The sequence below is a fragment of the Variovorax sp. 22077 genome (genome assembly GCF_052044195.1).
Lineage (GTDB): Bacteria > Pseudomonadota > Gammaproteobacteria > Burkholderiales > Burkholderiaceae_C > Variovorax > Variovorax atrisoli.
Window position 1 is genome coordinate 406,507 of record NZ_JBQEQC010000002.1, and the last position, 19,317, is coordinate 425,823.

Consider the following 19,317-nt stretch of genomic DNA (forward strand, 5'->3'; position numbering starts at 1 on the left):
CAACAACGCCCACAGAGGACATCAACCATGCAACTTCACTCGTCTCTCCTCGCGCGGCTCGCACCCGCGCTCGTCCTGGCCTGCGTCCTGTCCGCCTGCGGCGGCGGCAGCGGTGGCGGCAGCGGCTTCTTCGGCGGCACGCCGACGACTCCGGGCACGCCCACCACGCCTGCCACGCCCACGCAACCCGATACCGGCGCCGCTCCCGTGAAGAGCTGCGCACCCTGAGCCCCACATCCAGCCCCAAGCCATGCCTCAACAAGAGAAGAACAAACCCATGACGAATTCACGTCGCAAGTTCCTCACCGGCACCGCCACCACCGGCGCCGCCGCCCTCGCACTGTCGGCGTTTCCGCCCAGCATCCGCCGCGCGCTGGCCATTCCGGCCAACAACGCCACCGGAACGATCAAGGACGTCGAGCACATCGTCATCCTGATGCAGGAGAACCGCTCCTTCGACCAGTACTTCGGCACCCTCATGGGCGTGCGCGGCTTCGGCGACCGCTTCACCATTCCGCTGCCCAAGGGCCTGAACGTGTGGCAGCAAAGCGATGCCAACGGCAAGGTCATCCTGCCCTACCACCTCGACAGCCGCAAAGGCAACGCCCAGCGCGTGAGCGGCACGCCGCATTCGTGGAGCGACGGCCAGAACGCCTGGGACGGCGGCCGCGCCTACCAGTGGCCGCGCTACAAGAACAACGCATCGATGGGTTACTTCAAGGAAGCGGAAGTCACCTTCCAGTTCGCGCTGGCCAACGCCTTCACGCTGTGCGACGGCTATCACTGCAGCATGCACACGGGCACCAACTCCAACCGCATGTTCCACTGGACCGGCACCAACGGCCCCTCGGGCCAGGTCGGCACGGGCGTCGCGGGCGTGGCCTCGGTGGTCAACGAGTGGGACGACATCGGCCCCTCGACCAGCGGCTACGAGTGGAAGACCTACCCCGAGCGCCTGCAGGAGGCCAAGGTCAGCTGGTTCATCTACCAGAACATGCCCGACAACTTCACCGACAACCCGCTGGCGGGCTTCAAGCAATACCGCCAGGCCAACGAGGCCTCGGGCAAGCCGGTGAGCAACGACACGGCGTCGCCCGCCTACGACCCGGCCAGCGACGATGCAGGCAATCCGCTCTACAAGGGCATCGCCAACACCATGCCCGACGGCGGCTTCCTCGAGCAGTTCCGCCAGGACATCAAGAACGGCAAGCTGCCGCAGGTGTCGTGGATCATCGCGCCGGCCACCTACTCCGAGCACCCCGGACCGTCGAGCCCCGTGCAGGGCGGCTGGTACATCCAGCAGGCGCTGGACGCGCTCACCGCCGTGCCCGAGGTGTGGAGCAAGACCGTGCTGCTCATCAACTTCGACGAGAACGACGGCTACTTCGACCACTATCCCTCGCCGGCAGCGCCCTCGCTCAACCCCGACGGCACGATGGCCGGCAAGACCACGCTGCCCGAGTCCGACCTCGCCGTGGAACGCTTCACCCACCCGAAGCCGCCGGGCACCAGCAGTCAGCCCGCACCCGACGGCCGCGTCTACGGACCCGGCGTGCGCGTGCCGATGTACGTCATCTCGCCCTGGAGCCGCGGCGGCTGGGTCAACTCGCAGGCCTTCGACCACACCTCGGTGCTGCGCTTCATCGAGGCGCGCTTCGGTGTGAGGGAGACGAACATCTCGCCATTCCGCCGTGCGGTGTGCGGCGACCTCACGAGCGCGTTCAACTTCGCGACGCCCAACAGCGAAGCGCTGCCCACGCTGGCAGGGCGCACCACCAGGGACGCCGCCGACAAGCTGCGTGCCGACCAGCAGGCGCTCGCACAGGTGGCGCTGCCCCTCGACCCGCAACTGCCCCGCCAGGCCACCGGCACGCGCCCCTCGCGCGCCCTGCCCTACGAGCTGCACGTGAGCGGCCGCGCCGATGCCGTCAACGGCCAGATGCGGCTGATCTTCAAGAACAGCGGCAAGGCCGCTGCCGTGTTCCATGTGTACGACAAGCTCAACCTCGACCGCCTGCCCCGCCGCTACATGGTCGAACCCGGCAAGCAGCTCGACGACACCTGGAGCCCCGCCAGCGACAACAGCGGCTTCTACGACCTTTGGGTGCTCGGTCCGAACGGCTTCCACCGCCACTTCAAGGGCGACCTCAACAAGCTGCGCGCCGGCGGCTCGCCCAACCCCGAGGTGCGCGTGTGCTACGACGTGACCAACGGCAACGTCTCGGTGGAGATGCTCAACGGCGGCAGCGGTGCCGCGAAGTTCACGGTGCGCGCCAAGGCCTACCGCGACGACGGCCCGTGGACCGCCACGGTCAACGGCGGCGCCAAGGCCGAGCAGGCCTGGGTGCTGGCCAGCAGCGGGCAGTGGTACGACTTCGCCGTCACCTGCGACTCCGACCCGGCCTTCTATCGCCGCTTCGCCGGCCGCGTGGAAACCGGCAGGCACTCGGTGAGCGACCCGGCCATGGGCCTGATCGACCTCTGAGGGCGGCATGGGCGTGCGGGTGTGCGGTCGGTTGATCGCGCATCCGCATGGGCGTACTCGGGCACACGGGCACAATGGCGCGGCTTTCGCGCCTGCCCCAGGGCGGCCGTCTCGCGACGCCGCCTTTTTCACTTCTTCCCTCAAGCCGCGTTTCCATGCTCCAAGAAGAACGATTCCTGCGTATCCGCAGCCTGCTGGCCACCTTCTCGCGGCTGAGCGTGGAGCGCATCGTCCAGGACCTTGCCGTGTCGCGCGAAACGGTGCGGCGCGACCTGGTCGAACTCGAGAGCCTGGGCGAGCTGCGGCGCGTGCACGGCGGCGCAGTCGCGGTCAAGGCGGAGCCCGAACCGCCGCTGGCGGTGCGGCTGGTGGCGCGGCAGCGCGAGAAGCGCGCCATCGCCAAGGCCGCTGTCGCCCTGCTGCAGCCGGGCCAGACCATCTTCATGGACGCTGGCAGCACCATGTCGATCTGCGCGGAAGAGATCGCCACGCTCAGCGGCATGACGGTCATCACCAATTCGCTGAGCATCGCGCTCAAGCTCGCGGGCGCGGGCGAAGGCCGGCTCACCGGCAACCAGACCATCCTGCTGGGCGGCCAGATCGACGTGAAGGCGCAGGCCACCTTCGGCGACACCACGGTGGAAGCCATCCACCGCTACCGCGCCGACATCGCGCTGCTGTCGCCCGTGGGCCTGCATGCGAAGCACGGGGCCATGAGCTTCGAGCACCACGAGGCCACCGTCGCACGCGCCATGGCCGAGCAGGCGCAGCAACTGGTACTGCTGGCCGACCACGCGAAGATCGGCCAGGCCAGCCGCGTGACGTACGCGCGCACGGCGGACGTCGACGTGGTCGTCACCGACGCCAAGGCGCGAGAACTGCCCGGCCTTTCGGGGCTGCGCAAGGCCTGCGAGCGGGTGATACTGGCCTGATGCCGGCGCTGAGCGGCGAGCTCAGCCACCTCGCCGCGAGAAATAGCGGCCGGGCGATTCCCCGAAGGCCTTGCGGAACATCGCGATGAAGTTGCTCGGCGTCGCATAGCCGAGCGCATCGGCGACGCCCGCGACGGACTCGCCGTTGGCAAGCCTCTCGAGTGCCGTCGCAAGCCGCGCCTGCTGGCGCCACTGGATGAAGCTCATGCCCGTCTGCGCAACGAAGTGGCGGCGCGCGCTTCGTGCCGAGAGACCTGCCCATGCCGCAAGCTCGTCGAGCGTTCGCGGGTCTTCCGGATGCTCGATCAGGAGATTGGCCATCGTCACGAGACGGCGCTCGGTCGGCATCGGCAGGCCGAGCGGCTCGCGCGGACCGAGCCGGATCTCGTCCAGCAGCACCGCGACCAGGCGCTCCTGCTCGGGCTGCAGATGTTCGCTGCCGCTCCAGCTGGCGGCGCGGCGCACCAGGGCGTGCAGCACCTCGCCGACGCCCATCACGCAGGGCTCATCCGGAAGGCCGGTGCCGGCGTCGGGCCGGAGCATCACGCCCCAGCCGCTCAGGGCGCCGCTCACGCTCACCTTGTGATCGACACCGGGCGGAATCCATCCGGCGCGGTGCGGCGGCAGCAGCCATGCGCCGCGCGCGGTGCGCACGCGCACCAATCCGCGATCGATGCAGAAGAGCTGGCCGCGCACGTGGCTGTGCCAGTCGTATTCGCGGGTGCCGAGCCGGAATTCGCTTTCAGGCTCGTCGCTGCCCCAAAAGGCAAAGAGCACCGGCCCGTCGGCACGCTCGCTGGGGTCGGGAGATGCGCTCGTGCCCGCTCGGGCCGACGTTGGTCGATGTTGGCCGTTTCTCATTGTTTTTCGTCCCGATGAAATTATCAGGCCACCGCATCCGGCACTTAGCCTCGAATGAAGGAGAAACAACGGATGCACCAGCAATCACATGTCTCGATCATCGGCGCGGGCCTCGGCGGCCTCTGCCTCGCCCAGGGCCTGCGGCGCGCGGGCATTGCTTTCGACGTCTACGAGCGTGATCCGGCTACCGCCAGCCGCAGCCAGGGCTACCGGATCAGGATCGACGCCGACGGGCAGGCCGCGCTGGCGCAGTGCCTGTCGCCGGAGCTCTACGAACTGTTCCGGCGCAGCTGTGGCGGCAGCTCGGGCGGCGTCCGCTTTGTCGGCAGCGACCTGGAGCCGGTGCCAGGACGCCCCGCCAGAAGCTGGCGCGCCTCTGACTCCGGCAATGCGCCTTCCCGACCCCACGATCTCAGCGCGAACCGCCAGACGCTGCGGGAGATCCTGCTGTGCGGACTGGAAGGCCGCGTGCACTTCGGCAGGGCCTTCCGCCGCTTCGAGGCCCTCGACGACAACGACGTGCGGATCGTCTTCGAGGACGGCAGGGAAGCGAGATCGACGCTGCTGGTCGGCGCCGACGGAGCGAACTCGGCCGTGCGCAGACAGCTCGCTCCCGGCGCCGAGCCCGTCGACACCGGCGCAGCCTGCATCTACGGCAAGACCATCGCGACCGCCGCACTGCGCGAGAGCCTCGGCGCGGACCTTTGGGCGGGCACTTCCGTGGTCTTCGCCGACGGCTTCGCGGTGATCCTGGACCCGATGCTGTTCCAGCAGCCGTTGCCAGCCATGGCGGCGACGCTTGCACCCGCCTGCTCGCTGGAGCCTGTCGACGACTATCTCTACTGGGCGTTCATCGGTCCTCGCGCAAGGCTCGGGCTGGGTCCCGGGCAACTGCCGGATCAGGCACGGCTGCCCGCGCTCGTCGAGGCGGTCGTGCGGCAATGGCATCCCAGGCTTCGCACGCTGTTCGCACAGGGCGACATCCGCACCCTCGCGGTGCTGCCGGTGCGCAGCTCGCCGCCGGAAATCGCGGCATGGAGCCCCGGTCCCGTCACTTTGCTCGGCGACGCGGTCCACGCCATGAGCCCCGCCGGAGGCGTCGGCGCCAACACGGCGCTGCGGGACGCGGCGGCGCTCGCCAGTGCCATGGCCGGCGAGCGCTCCTCGCACACCGCCGTTTCCGCCTACGAGACCGCGATGCGCGCATGGGCCAGGGCCGCCATCACGGCTTCCAACGACGGTGCGCGCAGCCTGTTCGATACCGGCACGCCCGACGGCAACTGAAGGCATGCCGGCACGCGGTCGCCGGGCTATGCTGCGCGACCACATGCCGCGACACGACGCCTCCGCCAAGCTCCCAGCTTTTTCTTCTTCGCTGCGTGCAGCGCTGCTGTGCGGCGCCCTGATGCCTGTACCGGCGCTCGCCGCGCCGGTCTGCCTCGACACCGCCACGCAGGTCCCGCCACCCGCGCGCGCCCTCGCCATGGCCAGCTTCGCCATGCAGGAGCACGAAGCGTTCGGCGGCCAGGCGATGGACGCCGAAGGCCGCATGACCGAGGCCGGCGACTCCGAAGCCGAGGACACGCGCCGCACCGTGCCCGGACTCGCGCCGTGGCAGCGCGTGCTGGGCTACTGGAAGGCGGTCGACCCGCGGCTGCCCTCGCAGGTCCGCTTCGGCGCCCTGCGGCCGGCCGACCGCCATCTGCTGATGCAGGCGCTGAACGAGGCGACGGCCGGACGCCTGCAAGGCATGGGCGTGGGCCCCGACGAGGGGCTGGATTCATCCGAACTGCGCGCCGTGCAGGCAGCGCTGGCACGCACCGCGGTGATCGACACGCCCTGGTCCGCAGCCTTCATCAGCTGGCTGGCACGGCAGGCCGGACTGGCCGAAGAGGAATTCGTGTTCTCCGAAGCACATGCCGACTACGCGGGAGCCGCGTGGCAGGCCGGTGTCGACGAAGGCTTCGGCCGCGGCACGCGCTACGCGCTGCGGGCCTGTGACCTCAGGCGCACGCCGCCGCGCGTCGGCGACCTGGTCTGCCAGGCGCGCGGAACAGGCGCCGAGCTCGACACCTTCGACAAGATCGGCGAGGTGCTGGCCGCTCGGACCACCGGCGGCGAGCCGCTTCCCATGCACTGCGACGTGGTGGTGGCGGTGGATGCCACGGGCTTCGATACCGTGGGCGGCAACGTGCTGCAGTCGGTCACGCGGCGCCGGCTCGATTTCGCGCCGGGCACGCGGTGGCTGGACCCGAGCTACCTGCCCGAGGGATGCGCTTCGGGCACGCCGGGCTGCATCGATCGCCACATGAGCCGGCAGCCCTGGTCGCTGCTTCTGCAGTGGCGATGAGCGGCCGTGTCTCTTACTTGTAGTACGCCTCGACGGCGCCCTTGAGCTTGATCAGCAGCGGCTTGCCCTTGCGGTCGAGCGTCTTACCGGCGGGCACCTTGATCCAGCCTTCGCTGATGCAGTATTCCTCGACGTCGAGACGGTCCTTGCCGTTGAAGCGGATGCCGATGTCGTGCTCGAAGGCGGCAGCCACGTGGTGCGGGCTGCGCGGGTCGATGGAGAGATGGTCGGGGAGAGGTGGGCGGGAGGTGGCTTCTGTCATGGCGCGTGATGATAGGGGCTCCGGCACGGGTTCCCTTTTCCGGAACCCGTCGGCGCCTACCGGCGCTTGCGGTGCCGGCGCGGTGGCGGCTTGGGGCCGAACCCCAAGGCGGCGCGCGCCAGTGCGTCGGCCTCGCCGTTGCGATGGCGCGGAATCCAGTGCAGGCGCACGTCGTCGAAGCTGCCCAGCAGTGCACGGGCTTCGTCGAAGAGGCCGGCCAGGCGGACGATGGGTGCGGGCTCGGGCCCGGTCGCGCCAAGCTGCTCGACCAGGATGCTGTTGTCGCTGTAGGCCCGCACCGCCGTCGCACCGCGCTCGCGGAGGTCACGCAGCGCGAGCGTCAGCGCCAGCAGTTCGGCCTCGTTGTTGCAGCCCGTGGTGTGCGTGGCCTGCGAGAGCGTGTGGCGGCTGCCGTCCGGCGCGGTGATGACGGCACCGATGCCCATTCGGCCCGGATTGGGCATGGCGCTGCCGTCGCAATGCACGACCCACGGCGCGCTGCCGGCCTCCTGTTCGTCCCCAGCACTCATCCGGTCGGTCTTCAGCAGTTGTTGCGCTTGATGCCGGCGAGGTTCTGGCAAGGCCGCTGGCCGGGCGGCGGACCGGGGTCTTGCGCATGCGGCGGACGCGGCCTGCGGATGGGGCGCACGCCGTCGTAGTACGGGTCGGGGCTCAGGATGACCACACCCGGCGGATCCGCCGCGGCCTGCGGCAGGCTCTCTTCCGGATAGCGCGGAATGATGGCCGGCCCGGAGGGCGGATTGCCCGCCACCCGGCTCGGCGGCGCGACCGGAGGTGTCGGCGAGGCCTGCGGCGGCGTGTAGTCGCGCCGGGCCGGGTCGGGCGGAGGCGATTCGAGGATCGGCACCTGCCGCGACTGCTTGCTGCCCGGCGGGCAGGCCACGTTCGTGTACGACACGGCCCCGCTGGCATCGGTGCAGCGCACCACCTCGGCGGCGTGCGCACCGAGCGCAGCGGCGGAGATCGACAGGAAGATGGCCAGGGAACGCATCGGATGGGTCGGTTGCCCGGAAAGGATTGGAAACAGGCCGACTGTAGCCCTACCCCGATCCGCTTGCGAGCCCCCCGGCACCCGGCCCCACCCGTGGCGTCGTCATTCCGGCTGGATGCCGGCCGCGCGGATCACCTGCCCCCACTTCTGCGATTCCGCCGCCTGGAACCGGGCCAGCCCCTCTGGCGTGCTGGTGGCTGCTTCGCCGCTGGTGGTGGCCTGATAGGCGACGACGGCGGGCGCAGCGGACACCTTGACCATCATCTCGTTGAGCTTCTGCGTGATGGCGGCCGGTGCGCCTGGCGGGAGGTAAACGGCCGTCCAGTAGGACATGTCGTAGCCCTTCACGCCGGCCTCCTCCACGGTGGGCAGCGCGGGCACGGCCTCGAGCCGCTTGCTGCCGCTGACGGCCAGCGCACGCAGCTTGCCGCTTCTCACCTGCGGCAGCGCCGTCGGCGCGTCGGCGAACATGAAATCGACCTGTCCGCCCAGCAGGTCCGTGATGGCCAGAGGATTGCTTTTGTAGGGCACGTTCACCACATCGATGCCAGCCATCTGCTTGAGCAGTTCGCTGGCCACACGGCTGGACGAACTGCCGCTGCCGAAGTTGAGCTTTCCAGGCGACTTCTTTGCGGCCGCGATGAGGTCGGCCACCGACTTGATCGGCGAATCGGCATTCACCAGCAGCAGCATGTGGCCCTTGGACAGCAGCGTGACCGGCGTGAAATCCTTCACCGGGTCGTAGGGCAGCTTCCTGAAGAGGTGTTCGTTGGCCGCGTGCGTGGTGTTGGTGGTCATGAGCACGGTGTAGCCGTCGGGCGCGGCCTTGGCCACGTATTGCGCGGCGATGAAGCCGCTGGCGCCGGCGCGGTTGTCCACGATGACCGGCACCTTGTACTCGGCGCCCAGCGCCTGCGCCATGCTGCGCGCCTGCTGGTCGGTGCCGCTGCCCGCGCCGAAGGGCACGACGATGGTGATGGGCTTGGCGGGGTACTGCTGGGCATGGGCCGAGGCGATGGTCAGCACGGCCGCGCAGAGCGCCGTGGCTGCGCGGAGTCGGGAAGCGAAGGTCTGCACGGTGTTGTCTCTTTCTGTGGTTTGTTTTCTTCTTCGGCTCGCCAGATGGCGGCAGCGATCAGTGGCGGAAGCGCCCGAGCGTGCCCGCCCGCATGAGCTTGCCCGGCAGCGGGTGACCGACGATCTCCTCGGCCATGCGCGCGCAGCCGATGAGCGCATCGAGGTCCACGCCGGTCTCGATGCCCATCTCCTCGCACATGAAGGCCAGGTCCTCGGTGCAGATGTTGCCGGCCGCCCCGGTGTGGCCTGCGAACGGGCAGCCGCCCAGGCCGGCGCAGGCGCTGTCGAAGGTGTCGATGCCCATCTGCAGGCCCATGAGCGCATTGGCCATCGCGGTGCCGCGCGTGTCGTGCAGGTGCAGGCCCAGCCGCAGATCGGGCCAGCGCTCGCGCACCGCGCCCACCACCGAGGCGATGGCGTTGGGCTGGGCCCAGCCCACGGTGTCCGCCAGCCGCAGGATCGGCAGGTGCAGGCCGAACTCGGCCATCACCTCGAGCATCTGCGCCACGCGCTCCACCACGGTGGCCGGGGCGATCGCGCCTTCGAGATTGCATCCGAAGGCCGTGGTGACGATGCCGCGCGTCACCGCAACGCCGTGGTCGACGCAGAAGGCCAGCGTCTCGCGCTGCGACTCCCGCAGCGCGTCCAGGCCTTTGCCGTTGTTGCGCACCGAGAAGGCTTCCGACGCGCTGGTGCCGATGGTGCCTTCGATGTCGAGCTGCGTGCGCATCGCGCGCTGCATGCCGCGCAGGTTGAGCCACAGGCCGGTGTAGCGCACGCCCTCGCGCTTGCGGATGGCCCGGGCGACCTCCTCGGCGTCGGCCATGCCGGGCACGCGCTCGGGGTTCACGAAGGAGACGCACTGCACCTCCTCCAGCCCGGTTTCGGCCAGCGCCTCGATGAAGCGCACCTTGTCGGCGGATGCGATGGGGCCGGCCTCGATCTGGAAGCCCTCGCGCGGGCCTTCCTCGTGCAGATGGACGCGGCGCGGCAGATCAGGCATGGGTGCTCCCTTCCTTCGACGGCACGGCGGGCGCGCCGAATTCCGCGTTGTGCTGGCCCAGCCGCGGCGCGACCGAGCGGTGCGACGGCCGCTGGCCATCGATCGACAACGGCAGCGCGGTGAGCCTGAAGTCTTCTCCCGGCACGCCCTGCAGCATGCCGAGCGCCTCGACTTGCGGATGCGCGATGGCCTCGGGCAGCGTGTGCACCGGCGCGCAGGGCACGCCGGCCGCGGCGAAACGCGCGCTCCACTCGTCGCGGGTGCTTGCGCGCAGCAGCGTCCCGATCTGTGCGAGCAGTTCGGCCTTGTGACGCAGCCGCATGCGGTTGGTGGCGAAACGCTCGTCGGCGATCCAGTCGTCGCGGCCGAGCTCGTGCGCGAACTTGGCGAAGAGCCGGTCGTTCCCGCAGCACACCAGCAGCGGTGCGTCGGCGGTGTCGAAAGCCTCGTAGGGCACGAAGCCGGGGTGGCCCGAGCGATGGCGATCGGGCTGGCGGCCCTCGTTGGCATAGGCGTCGGACTTCTGGCCGGTCCAGACCAGCGCGGTCTCCAGCAGCGAGGCGCTCACCACGCCACCCCTGCCTGTGACATGGCGCCGCTGCAGCAGCGCCAGTGCGCCGATCACCGCCCACATGCCGGTGCCCTGGTCGCACACCGAGGCACCGGTGCGCATGGGCGGGTCGTCCGGTCCGCCGTTGATGCTCGACAGGCCGCTGAAGGCCTGGATGAGCGGCTCGTAGCCCGGCTGAATGGCGAGCGGCCCGGTATGGCCGAAGGCGGAAATGCCGCAGTAGACGAGGCGCGGATGGCGCGCGCACAGCGATGGCCCGTCGATGCCCATCGACTCGGTGACGCCCGGGCGCAGGTTGTGGATGAGGATGTCGGCCTCCCCTGCCAGCCGCTCGAACACGGCCATGCCCTCGGCACTCTTGAGATCGATGGCCACCGACTTCTTGCCGCGGTTGAACACGTGGAAGTTGAGCGCGTCGCCGTGCCGGAACGCCGGGCCCATGTGGCGCGCGTCGTCGCCGCCTTCGATGCGTTCGAGCTTCACCACGTCGGCGCCAAGGTCCGCGAGGATGGCGCCGGCGAACGGGCCGGCCAGCACCTGTCCGAGTTCGAGCACCCGGATGCCTTCCAGAATTCCTTGCATGACTCGTGCCCCGCAGGGGGTTGTCTCCGTTGTAGATGGCTCGAAGTCTGGCCTCCGCTCACTGATCTGGGAAGACGAATGTTTCTATATCTGTGATAACTTGAGCGGATCAATCCCGAAGGAAGTGCCTTGCGAGTCGACATCACGCTGCAGCAGCTGGAGGCCTTCGCCGAGGTCGCGAAGACCTCGAACTTCCGCGCCGCCGCATCGGCGCTGCACGTTTCGCAGCCGGCATTGAGCCGCACCATCCGCATCGTCGAGGACCTGGCCGGTGCGCGGCTCTTCGACCGAGACACGCGGCATGTCGAACTCACGCCCGCCGGGCGCGAGCTGCTGCCGATCGCGCTGCGCATCCTGGAGAACTTCAACAGTTCGTTCAGCGAGCTGTCGCAGTTCCTCGAGGGACGCAGCGGGCACCTGACCATCGCGGCGCTGCCATCGACCGGCGTGGCGCTGCTGCCCAATGCGATCGCCGAGTTCCGCCGCAGCCATCCGCAGGTGGCGTTCTCGTTCGTCGAGGGGCCGGCGGAGCTGGTGCGCTCCGCGGTGGACGAGGGCAAGGCCGACTTCGGCATCAGCGTACGTCCCGGGCCGCAGGAGCCGATGCTCTATCGACATCTCATCGACGACCCGTTCATGCTGCTGTGCCGGCGCGACGACCCGCTCGCGTCGCGAGCCTCGGTCGCGTGGTCGGTGTTCGCGACGCGGCCCTTCATCGCCAGCGGGTTCCGCAGCAGCATCCGCCCCATCACCGACGCGGCCTTCCTGCAGCGCGGGCTGCAGGTGGTGCCGGCGCTGGAGTACCCGAGCGTGGCGGCCGCGGGCGCGCTGGTCGCGGCAGGACTGGGCATCACAGCCCTGCCCCGGCTGGCGCTGCAGCTCGCGCACAACGACGATCTGGTGACGGTGCCGCTGCAGAGGCCGGTCATGTCGCGGCCCATCGGGCTGGTGACGCGGGCGGGCCGCTCGCCCTCGCCGGTGAGCCGGGCCTTCATGGACCTGCTGCACAGCCGGGAAGCCGCCCGCTGAAACCGAGCTTTCGCTCTGCGGCATGATCGCGGGATGGACATCTCCCGACCGCATCCCCTCGTCATCGTCAAGCTGGGAAGCACCTTCGAGGCCCTGCGCGCGCAGCAGGGCGGCGACTTCGAACACTGGATCGCCGACGGGCTCGGCGAACACGCGCTGCCGCTGCTGGTGATCGATCCGCGCCGGGGCGACGCCCTGCCCGACCCCGCCGGCGTGGCCGGCGCAGTGGTCACCGGCTCGCATGCGATGGTGTCGCACCGCGAGCCCTGGAGCGAAGCCACCGCCGCCTGGCTCGCGCAGCTGGTCGCACGCGACACGCCGGTGCTGGGCATCTGCTACGGCCACCAGCTGCTCGCGCACGCCCTGGGCGGCGAAGCCGGCGACCATCCGCAGGGCGCCGAAGTCGGCACCGTCACCGTCACGCTCGGCGAGGCCGCCGCCACCGACGCGCTGCTGCAGGGCCTGCCCGCGCAGTTCCCCGCGCATGCGGTGCACTGGCAGAGCGCGTTGCGCCTGCCCGAAGGCGCCGTGCCGCTGGCCCGCAACGACCATGAGCCGGTGCATGCCTTCCGTGTCGGCCGGCACGCCTGGGGCGTGCAATTCCACCCCGAATTCAGCGCCGACGCCATGCGCGGCTACATCGGCGTGCTGGCCGGCGAGCTGGCCGCCAAGGGCGCCGACGCGGCCGCGCTGCGCGATGGCGTGGTCGACACCGATGCGGCCGCCAGCCTGCTCGGCCGCTTCGCGCGCATCGTCGAGGCGCACCGGCAGGCCTGAACGCCTGTCCTGCCCTGTCCCGGCCTGTCCCGGCCTGTCCGACAGGCGGCGCCCGCGCGTCGGACCGCGACTACAGGCTGCGCCCGCTGCTTCGGTTAAGGTGCGGTCCATCGGCCGCCAGCCAGTCCTATTTCTTCCTTCGCTCTTCATGACCACACCATCCCCCGTGCCGGGCCGCAAGCATTTCTCGATGATCCGGGAGTTCCACCTCGCCGACGTGTTCACGCTCGGCAATGCGGCGTGCGGCGTTGGGGCGGTCTTCCTGGCGATGGCCTTCATGGCGAGCCATTCGATCGCGCAGTTCATGTGGGCCGCGGCGCTCGCGCCCACGGCCTTCGTCTTCGACGTGCTCGACGGCCGCATCGCGCGCTGGCGGCAGACGCAGTCGGCCCTCGGGCGCGAGCTCGACTCGCTGGCCGACGTGATCTCCTTCGGCGTGGCGCCCGCGGCGCTCGGCTTCGCGGCGGGGCTCGATGGCGGCTGGGACTGCGCCATCCTGGTCTATTTCGTCTGCTGCGGCGTGAGCCGGCTCGCCCGCTTCAACGTGACGGCCGAGACGCTTTCGGCCGGTTCCGGCAAGGTGAAGTATTTCGAGGGCACGCCCATCCCGACCAGCGTGGTGCTGGTGGCCGTGCTGGCGTATGCCGCATGGCAGGGGCGCATCGGCGCCGACGTGTGGGGCGGCGCATGGGTCGTCGGGCCCTGGCAGCTGCATCCGCTGGCGCTGCTGTTCGCGCTCTCGGGCACGCTCATGATCAGCAAGACGCTGCGCATTCCCAAGTTCTGACCCATCGCCTGTCGAGGCCGCAGGAGACACACCCATGACCATGAAGCTGTATTTCGACCCGCACAGCCGGGCGCAGGTGGCGAAGTGGATGCTCGACGAAGCCGGCGTCGACTACGAGATCGTGCCCACCCTCATCCGGGAGAAGGCGCACAAGACGCCCGAGTTCCTCAAGATCAACCCGGCCGGCAAGCTGCCCGCGCTGGTCGACGGCCGCACGCGCATCTTCGAGAACGCGGCCATCTGCATGTACGTGGCGGAGAAGTTTCCCGGCAAGCGGCTGGCGCCGCCCGTCGGCTCGCCCGAGCGGGGCCGCTACCTGTCGCTGATGGTCTATTCGACCTCGCAGCTCGAGCCCGCGATGGGCGACGCCATCCTGAAGATCCGCAGCAACAACAGCGCGCGCGGCTGGACCGACTTCGAGGCGGCCAAGGACGCGGTCGAACGCGAGCTGGGCGACGGCCCCTACCTCTTCGGGGCGCAGTTCACGGCGGCCGACGTGATGATCGGCTCGATGTTCATCTGGCACCGCGCATTCGGCGGCCGCTCGAACCGCCCCAAGATCGATGCGTACATCCACCGCCTGCAGGCCCGTCCCAAGGGCATGAAGTTCGGCTGAACCCGGCGCGGCGTGCCGCGCTGGTGACAATGCGCGGCGAAGGCACGTCCTTTAATCGGCTTGCTTGTTCCCATCCAAGAAGAGAGACGCCCGCATGACATCGAAGAACGCCACGCCCTCCCGGTTTCCGCTCACGGCCCTTTCGCTGGGCCTGGCCGCCCTGCTTACCGCCTGCGCGAGCACGCCGCCGCCCGGCGGGCGCAGCGTGACCATCGAGCGCACCACCTTCGGCATCGCGCACATCACCGCGCCCGACTACGAGGGCCTGGCCTACGGCAGCGCCTACGCGCATGCGCAGGACAACGTCTGCCAGACGGCCGAGCACCTGCTCACGCTGCGCGGCGAGCGCTCGCAGTTCCTCGGCGCGCAGAACACCGGCGAGCTGGGCCTGGGCCGCGCGCCGAACGCGCAGATCGACCTGTTCATCCGCTATCACATGGACGACGCCGCGCTGGCACGCGCGGGCGCCACCACCAGCCCCGAGGTGCAGGCCGCGTTGCGCGACTACGTGGCCGGCTACAACCGCTACCTGCGGGACGCCGGCGCCAATGGCCTGCCCGAAGCCTGCCGCGGCAAGCCCTGGGTGCGCCCGATGACGGCCGCCGACCTGTCGCGCGCCACCGAGATGTCGATGATCCAGGGCGGCCTGGGTGCACTGGCCGGCGCCGTGCTGGCCGCAGTGCCGCCCGCGCCCGGCGCGAAGACTGGCGCCGCGCCGGTCGAGCTGAAGGAAGCCGTCGCCGAGATCGGCCGCCACAGCTTCAACGCCAACCCCGAGGGCGGCGAGCTCGGCTCCAACGGCTGGGCCTTCGGGCGCAACGCCACGCCGGACGGCAGCGGCCTGCTGCTGGGCAATCCGCACTTCCCGTGGAACGGCACCAACCGCTTCTGGCAGATGCACCTGACCATCCCCGGCAAGCTCGACGTGATGGGCGCGACCGGCGGCCTGAGCCCCGTGGTGGCGATCGGCTTCAACAAGGACGTGGCCTGGACCCATACCGTCTCGACCGGCAAGCGCTTCACGCTCTACGAACTGAAGCTCGACCCCGCCGATCCGACCACGTACCTGGTCGACGGGCAGCCGCGCAAGATGCTCGCGCGCACCGTGACCCTGCCCGCCGCCGCAACGGGCGGCAGCGCGCCCCAGGTACAGCACACCTTCTATTCCACCGACTGGGGCCCGGTGATCTCGCTGCCGCGCGCCGGCCTGGGCTGGACCGCGCAGAAGGCCTATGCCATCCGCGACGCCAACACGCTCAACGTGCGATCGGCCGACGCGTGGATGAAGATGGCGCTGGCGCGCAACGTCACAGAGCTGCGTGCCGCCATGGGCAACCAGGGCATGCCGTGGATCAACACCATCGCCGCCGACCGCGAGGGCAACGCGATGTACGCAGACCTGTCGGTGGTGCCCGACGTGTCGGCCGAGATGCTCAGGAGCTGCGCGCCCTCGCCCGCCGCTGCAGCGCTGCTCAACGCGGCCGGCCTGGCGGTGCTCGACGGCTCGCGCAGCGCCTGCGCCTGGAACCGCGACAGCGCCGCCGCCGCGCCCGGCATCATCGCGCCGGCACGCATGCCGGTGCTCGTCACGCCCGACTACGTGCAGAACAGCAACGACAGCTTCTGGCTCAGCAACCCCGACGTCCCACCGGCGGCGGGCATCTCGCCGCTGGTGGGCCCCGTCGGCGTGCCGCAGCGGCTGCGCACGCGCAGCGGCATCCTGGAGATCCGCAGCCGCCTGGCGGGCACCGACGGCCTGCCCGGCAACCGCATGGGCGCGGCCGAGCTGCGAAGCGTGATCTTCCGCGACAGGAACCTCGCCGGCATGCTGGTGATGGACGACCTGCAGGCAGCCTGCCGCGCCGCCGGCAGCGCGCTCGACACCGACCAGGCGCTGGGCTGCCGCGTGCTCTCAGCCTGGGACCGCACCAGCAACGCCGACTCGAAGGGCGCACCGCTCTTCCGCGAGTTCTGGCGCAAGGCCAAGGACATCCCGAAGGTCTGGCGCCTGCCCTTCGACCCCGCGCAGCCGGTGGCGACGCCGGCCGGGCTCGACATGGCCACGCCGGCCACGCGCGAGGCCGTGTTCAAGGCGCTGGGCGAGGCCGTCGGCATCCTGCGCACCGCCGGTTTCGCAGCCGACGTGCCGCTGGGCGTGCCGCAGTCGCGCCTGGTGCGCGGCCAGAAGATCGCGCTGCACGGCGGCGACGAGTTCGAGGGCGTGCTCAACAAGCTGGAGTCGCAGGGCCAGTCGCTGATCGACCCGAAGGGCTACAACGTCAACTACGGCAGCAGCTACATGCAGGTCGTGAGCTTCGACGCCAACGGCCCCGTCGCCCAGGGCCTGCTGACCTACGGCCAGAGCAGCGACCCCGCCTCGCCGCGCGCCTACGACCAGCTGCCGCTGTTCGCGGCCAAGCAGTGGCATCCGCTGCCCTTCCACCGCGCCGACGTGCAGGCGCAGCGCGTGGGCGCGCCGCTGCAGCTCGCCTACTGACCGATCGATACCACCTTCCATCCATGTCGACACAGACCGCTACCCCCGCCCACGCCCGACCCAGCGGGCTCGACCAGCTGATCCGCATCGCCGCGGACCAGCCGCTCTCGCCCGACTGCGACCATTTCTACTTCCTGCGCCATGGGCAGACCGGCCGCAACGTGCTGCGCATCTTCCAGGCGGTGGACGAGCCACTGAGCGAGCTCGGCCTGCAGCAGGCCGCGCGCGCCGCCACGCTGCTGGCGGGCGAGCCGATCCGCACGGTGGTGTGCAGCGACGCGCGGCGCGCGAACGACACCGCCTATGCAGTAGCCACCGCGCTCAAGCTGGTGCCGGCCGCGCAGGCCACGCTGCGCGAGCGCAACTTCGGCGCGCTCATCGGCACCTCGTCCGCCAACATCGACTGGGCCTGCGAGCCCGAGGGCGGAGAGACGCTTTCGCAGTTCATCGCGCGCACGCGCGAGGCCATCGACACCGCCCTGCGGCTGCCGGCCCCGGTGCTGGTGGTGGCGCACGGCGGTACGCTCTACGCGCTGGCCGCTCTGCTGGGCGTGCCCGTCGACCTCGGCCTGCTCGGCAACGCCCAGCCCTTGCGTTTCGAGCGCCGCGGCCCCACATGGGCCGTGACGCCGCTGCTGCGGCACGCCGACGGCGACGCGGCCCTGGCCTAGTAGCTGCCGGGGATCTTTCCCCACCTCGATGCCGTCCACCCAACGAACCACCACGCACCATGGAATTCAAGGACTACTACAGCGCACTGGGCATCGACCGCACCGCGTCCGACGACGAGGTGCGCAAGGCCTACCGCAAGCTCGCCCGCAAGTACCACCCCGACGTCAGCACCGAGGCCGATGCCGAGCAGCGCATGCGCGACATCAACGAGGCCAAGGACGTGCTGGGCGACAAGGAGAAGCGCGCCGCCTATGACGCGCTGGCCGACCGCGTCGCGCGCGGCGGCAGCCCCGAGGGCGACTTCCGTCCGCCGCCGGGCTGGGACGAAGGCTTCGAGTTCCACCGCGGCCCGCGCCAGGGTCCGGCCGACCATGCCGACTTCAGCGACTTCTTCTCTTCGCTCTTCGGCGAGGCCGAGCGACGTGGCGCCGCGCGGCAGAACTTCCGCGCGCGCGGCGAAGACCACCATGCGGCGATCGAGATCACCCTGGAAGACGCCCTCAACGGCGCCGAGCGCGAGATCACGCTGCGGGCGCAGACCATCGACGCGCAGGGCCACCCGCAGTGGAACAACCGCACGCTCAGCGTGAAGATCCCGCCGGGCGTCCACCCGGGCCAGTTCATCCGACTGGCCGGCCAAGGCATGCCCGGCCACGGCGGCGAGCCGCCGGGCGACCTGTACCTCGAAGTGCGCATCGCCCCGCACAAGCTCTACCGCGTGGAGGAACGCGACCTGTACATGACGCTGCCCGTCACGCCCACCGAGGCCGCGCTGGGCGCGCAGGTTCAGGTGCCGACGCCGACCGGCGGCGTGGTCGAGGTGACCGTGCCGCGCAACGCGCGCAGCGGCCTGAAGCTGCGCCTGAAGGGCCGCGGGCTTGCAGGCAAGACGCCGGGAGACCTGTACCTGCTGATCGAAGTCGCGGTGCCGCCCGCCGACAGCGACGACGCCCGCAAGGCCTACGAGCAACTGGCCCAGGCCACCTCATCCTTCAACCCACGCCAGCATCTGGGAGTCTGAGCATGGTGAATTTCACCCTCACGAGCACCACCGCCATCAGCGCATCGCAGCCGCTCGCGGCGAGCGAACTGGCGCATGCCGTCGGCGCAGACACCGCCTGGGTCGTGCAGCTGGTCGAAGTCGGCATCCTGCGCATCGAAACAGCCGAGGCGCCGCCCGAGCGCTGGGAGTTCTCGAGCACCGACCTGCAGTGCGCACTCGAGGCGCGCAGGCTGGAGCGCGACTTCGGCGTGAACCTCGATGCCGCCGCGCTGATCCTCGACCTGCAGCACGAGGTGCGGCGCCTCAAGGCGGCCCTGCACGCGCACGGCCTTCGATAGGCGGCGCAGGCAGCCCGGCGGGAGGCCGCTTCGCCCTCCCGTCCAAAGGGAAAAGCGGCCCGCCCGCTTGACCTTGACACCGTGCGAAGCCGAAGACTGCGAGCCTTCTCGACACGAAGGAGCTCGCATGAAGAACCCTCGCCACCAAGGCACGCCGGATTCGGCATCGGCATCGGCAACCGCAGCGCAGCCCGAACCGCGATTCGGCATGGAAGAGGCCATCGCCCGTGCGGGCATCTCCGAACGGTTGCTGCGCCAGTGCGAAGCCCGAGGGCTGGTCCTGGGCGCCTTCAGCAGCGGATACAGCCACGAGCACATCGGCGTGCTGCGCTTCGTCCGCCGGGCGCACGCACTGGGCTTCGGCATGGGCGACATCGCCAGGCTGCTCGCGCTGAGACAGGACGAGCACCGCATGAGACATCCGGTGTCAACCCTCCCGAGAAATTTCGATGCGACAAGCGCT

21 protein-coding genes are annotated in these 19,317 nt (G+C 70.2%); 14 read left to right on the top strand and 7 right to left on the bottom strand.

Features of this window, described 5'->3' with window-relative positions; all coding sequences use genetic code 11:
- The first annotated feature begins 27 nt into the window (after nucleotides 1-27).
- From ACTJLF_RS04400 to ACTJLF_RS04410, 3 genes are all read left to right on the top strand, one after another.
- On the top strand, nucleotides 28-228 hold the full coding sequence (locus tag ACTJLF_RS04400; RefSeq protein ID WP_440882575.1) for a hypothetical protein: 201 nt from the start codon (nucleotides 28-30) through the stop codon (nucleotides 226-228).
- A gap of 49 nt (nucleotides 229-277) precedes the next feature.
- Nucleotides 278-2,485, top strand: coding sequence for a phosphocholine-specific phospholipase C (locus tag ACTJLF_RS04405; protein ID WP_132751386.1), 2,208 nt, complete (start codon nucleotides 278-280; stop codon nucleotides 2,483-2,485).
- Nucleotides 2,486-2,640: 155 nt separating this feature from the next.
- Nucleotides 2,641-3,417 (top strand): DeoR/GlpR family DNA-binding transcription regulator, encoded by a 777-nt coding sequence (locus tag ACTJLF_RS04410; protein ID WP_019652051.1) that lies wholly within the window; start codon nucleotides 2,641-2,643, stop codon nucleotides 3,415-3,417.
- Nucleotides 3,418-3,438: 21 nt separating this feature from the next.
- Here the strand turns inward: ACTJLF_RS04410 and ACTJLF_RS04415 are convergent, their stop codons facing one another.
- Entirely contained in the window at nucleotides 3,439-4,194 is a 756-nt protein-coding gene (locus ACTJLF_RS04415; RefSeq protein WP_019652050.1) for a helix-turn-helix domain-containing protein, read from the bottom strand.
- Between the two features lie 138 nt (nucleotides 4,195-4,332).
- Here ACTJLF_RS04415 and ACTJLF_RS04420 point away from each other — a divergent pair, with 138 nt between their 5' ends.
- Together ACTJLF_RS04420 and ACTJLF_RS04425 are read left to right on the top strand one after the other, a co-directional pair.
- Complete coding sequence (locus tag ACTJLF_RS04420; RefSeq protein WP_440882576.1) at nucleotides 4,333-5,562, top strand: FAD-dependent oxidoreductase; 1,230 nt, start codon at nucleotides 4,333-4,335, stop codon at nucleotides 5,560-5,562.
- Between the two features lie 43 nt (nucleotides 5,563-5,605).
- On the top strand, nucleotides 5,606-6,628 hold the full coding sequence (locus ACTJLF_RS04425) for a DUF2272 domain-containing protein (protein WP_440882577.1): 1,023 nt from the start codon (nucleotides 5,606-5,608) through the stop codon (nucleotides 6,626-6,628).
- Nucleotides 6,629-6,641: 13 nt separating this feature from the next.
- Here the strand turns inward: ACTJLF_RS04425 and ACTJLF_RS04430 are convergent, their stop codons facing one another.
- The 6 genes from ACTJLF_RS04430 to ACTJLF_RS04455 form a co-directional block, all read right to left on the bottom strand.
- Nucleotides 6,642-6,890 (bottom strand): DUF3297 family protein, encoded by a 249-nt coding sequence (locus ACTJLF_RS04430; RefSeq protein ID WP_019652047.1) that lies wholly within the window; start codon nucleotides 6,888-6,890, stop codon nucleotides 6,642-6,644.
- Between the two features lie 56 nt (nucleotides 6,891-6,946).
- Nucleotides 6,947-7,420: a ribonuclease HI family protein gene (locus ACTJLF_RS04435; protein WP_019652046.1), complete on the bottom strand. Its 474-nt coding sequence runs from the start codon at nucleotides 7,418-7,420 to the stop codon at nucleotides 6,947-6,949.
- 11 nt (nucleotides 7,421-7,431) lie between these two features.
- Entirely contained in the window at nucleotides 7,432-7,902 is a 471-nt protein-coding gene (locus ACTJLF_RS04440) for a DUF4124 domain-containing protein (protein WP_026346114.1), read from the bottom strand.
- A gap of 102 nt (nucleotides 7,903-8,004) precedes the next feature.
- Complete coding sequence (locus ACTJLF_RS04445) at nucleotides 8,005-8,979, bottom strand: Bug family tripartite tricarboxylate transporter substrate binding protein (protein WP_440870825.1); 975 nt, start codon at nucleotides 8,977-8,979, stop codon at nucleotides 8,005-8,007.
- 58 nt (nucleotides 8,980-9,037) lie between these two features.
- Entirely contained in the window at nucleotides 9,038-9,982 is a 945-nt protein-coding gene (locus ACTJLF_RS04450; protein WP_019652044.1) for a hydroxymethylglutaryl-CoA lyase, read from the bottom strand.
- Nucleotides 9,975-11,135 carry a CaiB/BaiF CoA transferase family protein gene (locus ACTJLF_RS04455; RefSeq protein ID WP_440882578.1) on the bottom strand — a complete coding sequence of 387 codons (1,161 nt, stop codon included), beginning with the start codon at nucleotides 11,133-11,135 and terminating at the stop codon, nucleotides 9,975-9,977. Before ACTJLF_RS04455 ends, ACTJLF_RS04450 begins: the two co-directional genes overlap by 8 nt.
- A 129-nt stretch (nucleotides 11,136-11,264) precedes the next feature.
- On the opposite strand from ACTJLF_RS04455, the gene ACTJLF_RS04460 reads away from it, so the two are divergent.
- The 9 genes from ACTJLF_RS04460 to ACTJLF_RS04500 all read left to right on the top strand — a co-directional run.
- Complete coding sequence (locus ACTJLF_RS04460) at nucleotides 11,265-12,164, top strand: LysR family transcriptional regulator (RefSeq protein WP_184603904.1); 900 nt, start codon at nucleotides 11,265-11,267, stop codon at nucleotides 12,162-12,164.
- Nucleotides 12,165-12,197: 33 nt separating this feature from the next.
- Complete coding sequence (locus ACTJLF_RS04465; protein WP_440882579.1) at nucleotides 12,198-12,941, top strand: glutamine amidotransferase; 744 nt, start codon at nucleotides 12,198-12,200, stop codon at nucleotides 12,939-12,941.
- Nucleotides 12,942-13,089: 148 nt separating this feature from the next.
- Nucleotides 13,090-13,728 (top strand): CDP-alcohol phosphatidyltransferase family protein, encoded by a 639-nt coding sequence (locus ACTJLF_RS04470; RefSeq protein WP_132751392.1) that lies wholly within the window; start codon nucleotides 13,090-13,092, stop codon nucleotides 13,726-13,728.
- A 34-nt stretch (nucleotides 13,729-13,762) separates the two neighbouring features.
- Nucleotides 13,763-14,344, top strand: a complete 582-nt coding sequence (locus ACTJLF_RS04475; RefSeq protein ID WP_126182213.1) for a glutathione S-transferase family protein — start codon at nucleotides 13,763-13,765, stop codon at nucleotides 14,342-14,344.
- A 94-nt stretch (nucleotides 14,345-14,438) separates the two neighbouring features.
- Nucleotides 14,439-16,841, top strand: coding sequence for a penicillin acylase family protein (locus tag ACTJLF_RS04480; protein WP_440882580.1), 2,403 nt, complete (start codon nucleotides 14,439-14,441; stop codon nucleotides 16,839-16,841).
- A 23-nt stretch (nucleotides 16,842-16,864) separates the two neighbouring features.
- Nucleotides 16,865-17,512 carry a histidine phosphatase family protein gene (locus ACTJLF_RS04485; protein WP_440882581.1) on the top strand — a complete coding sequence of 216 codons (648 nt, stop codon included), beginning with the start codon at nucleotides 16,865-16,867 and terminating at the stop codon, nucleotides 17,510-17,512.
- Between the two features lie 59 nt (nucleotides 17,513-17,571).
- Entirely contained in the window at nucleotides 17,572-18,534 is a 963-nt protein-coding gene (locus tag ACTJLF_RS04490) for a DnaJ C-terminal domain-containing protein (RefSeq protein WP_019652036.1), read from the top strand.
- A gap of 2 nt (nucleotides 18,535-18,536) precedes the next feature.
- Nucleotides 18,537-18,854 (top strand): chaperone modulator CbpM, encoded by a 318-nt coding sequence (locus tag ACTJLF_RS04495; protein ID WP_126021976.1) that lies wholly within the window; start codon nucleotides 18,537-18,539, stop codon nucleotides 18,852-18,854.
- A 127-nt stretch (nucleotides 18,855-18,981) separates the two neighbouring features.
- The coding region (locus tag ACTJLF_RS04500; RefSeq protein ID WP_440882582.1) for a MerR family transcriptional regulator at nucleotides 18,982-19,317 on the top strand (336 nt) is incomplete at its 3' end.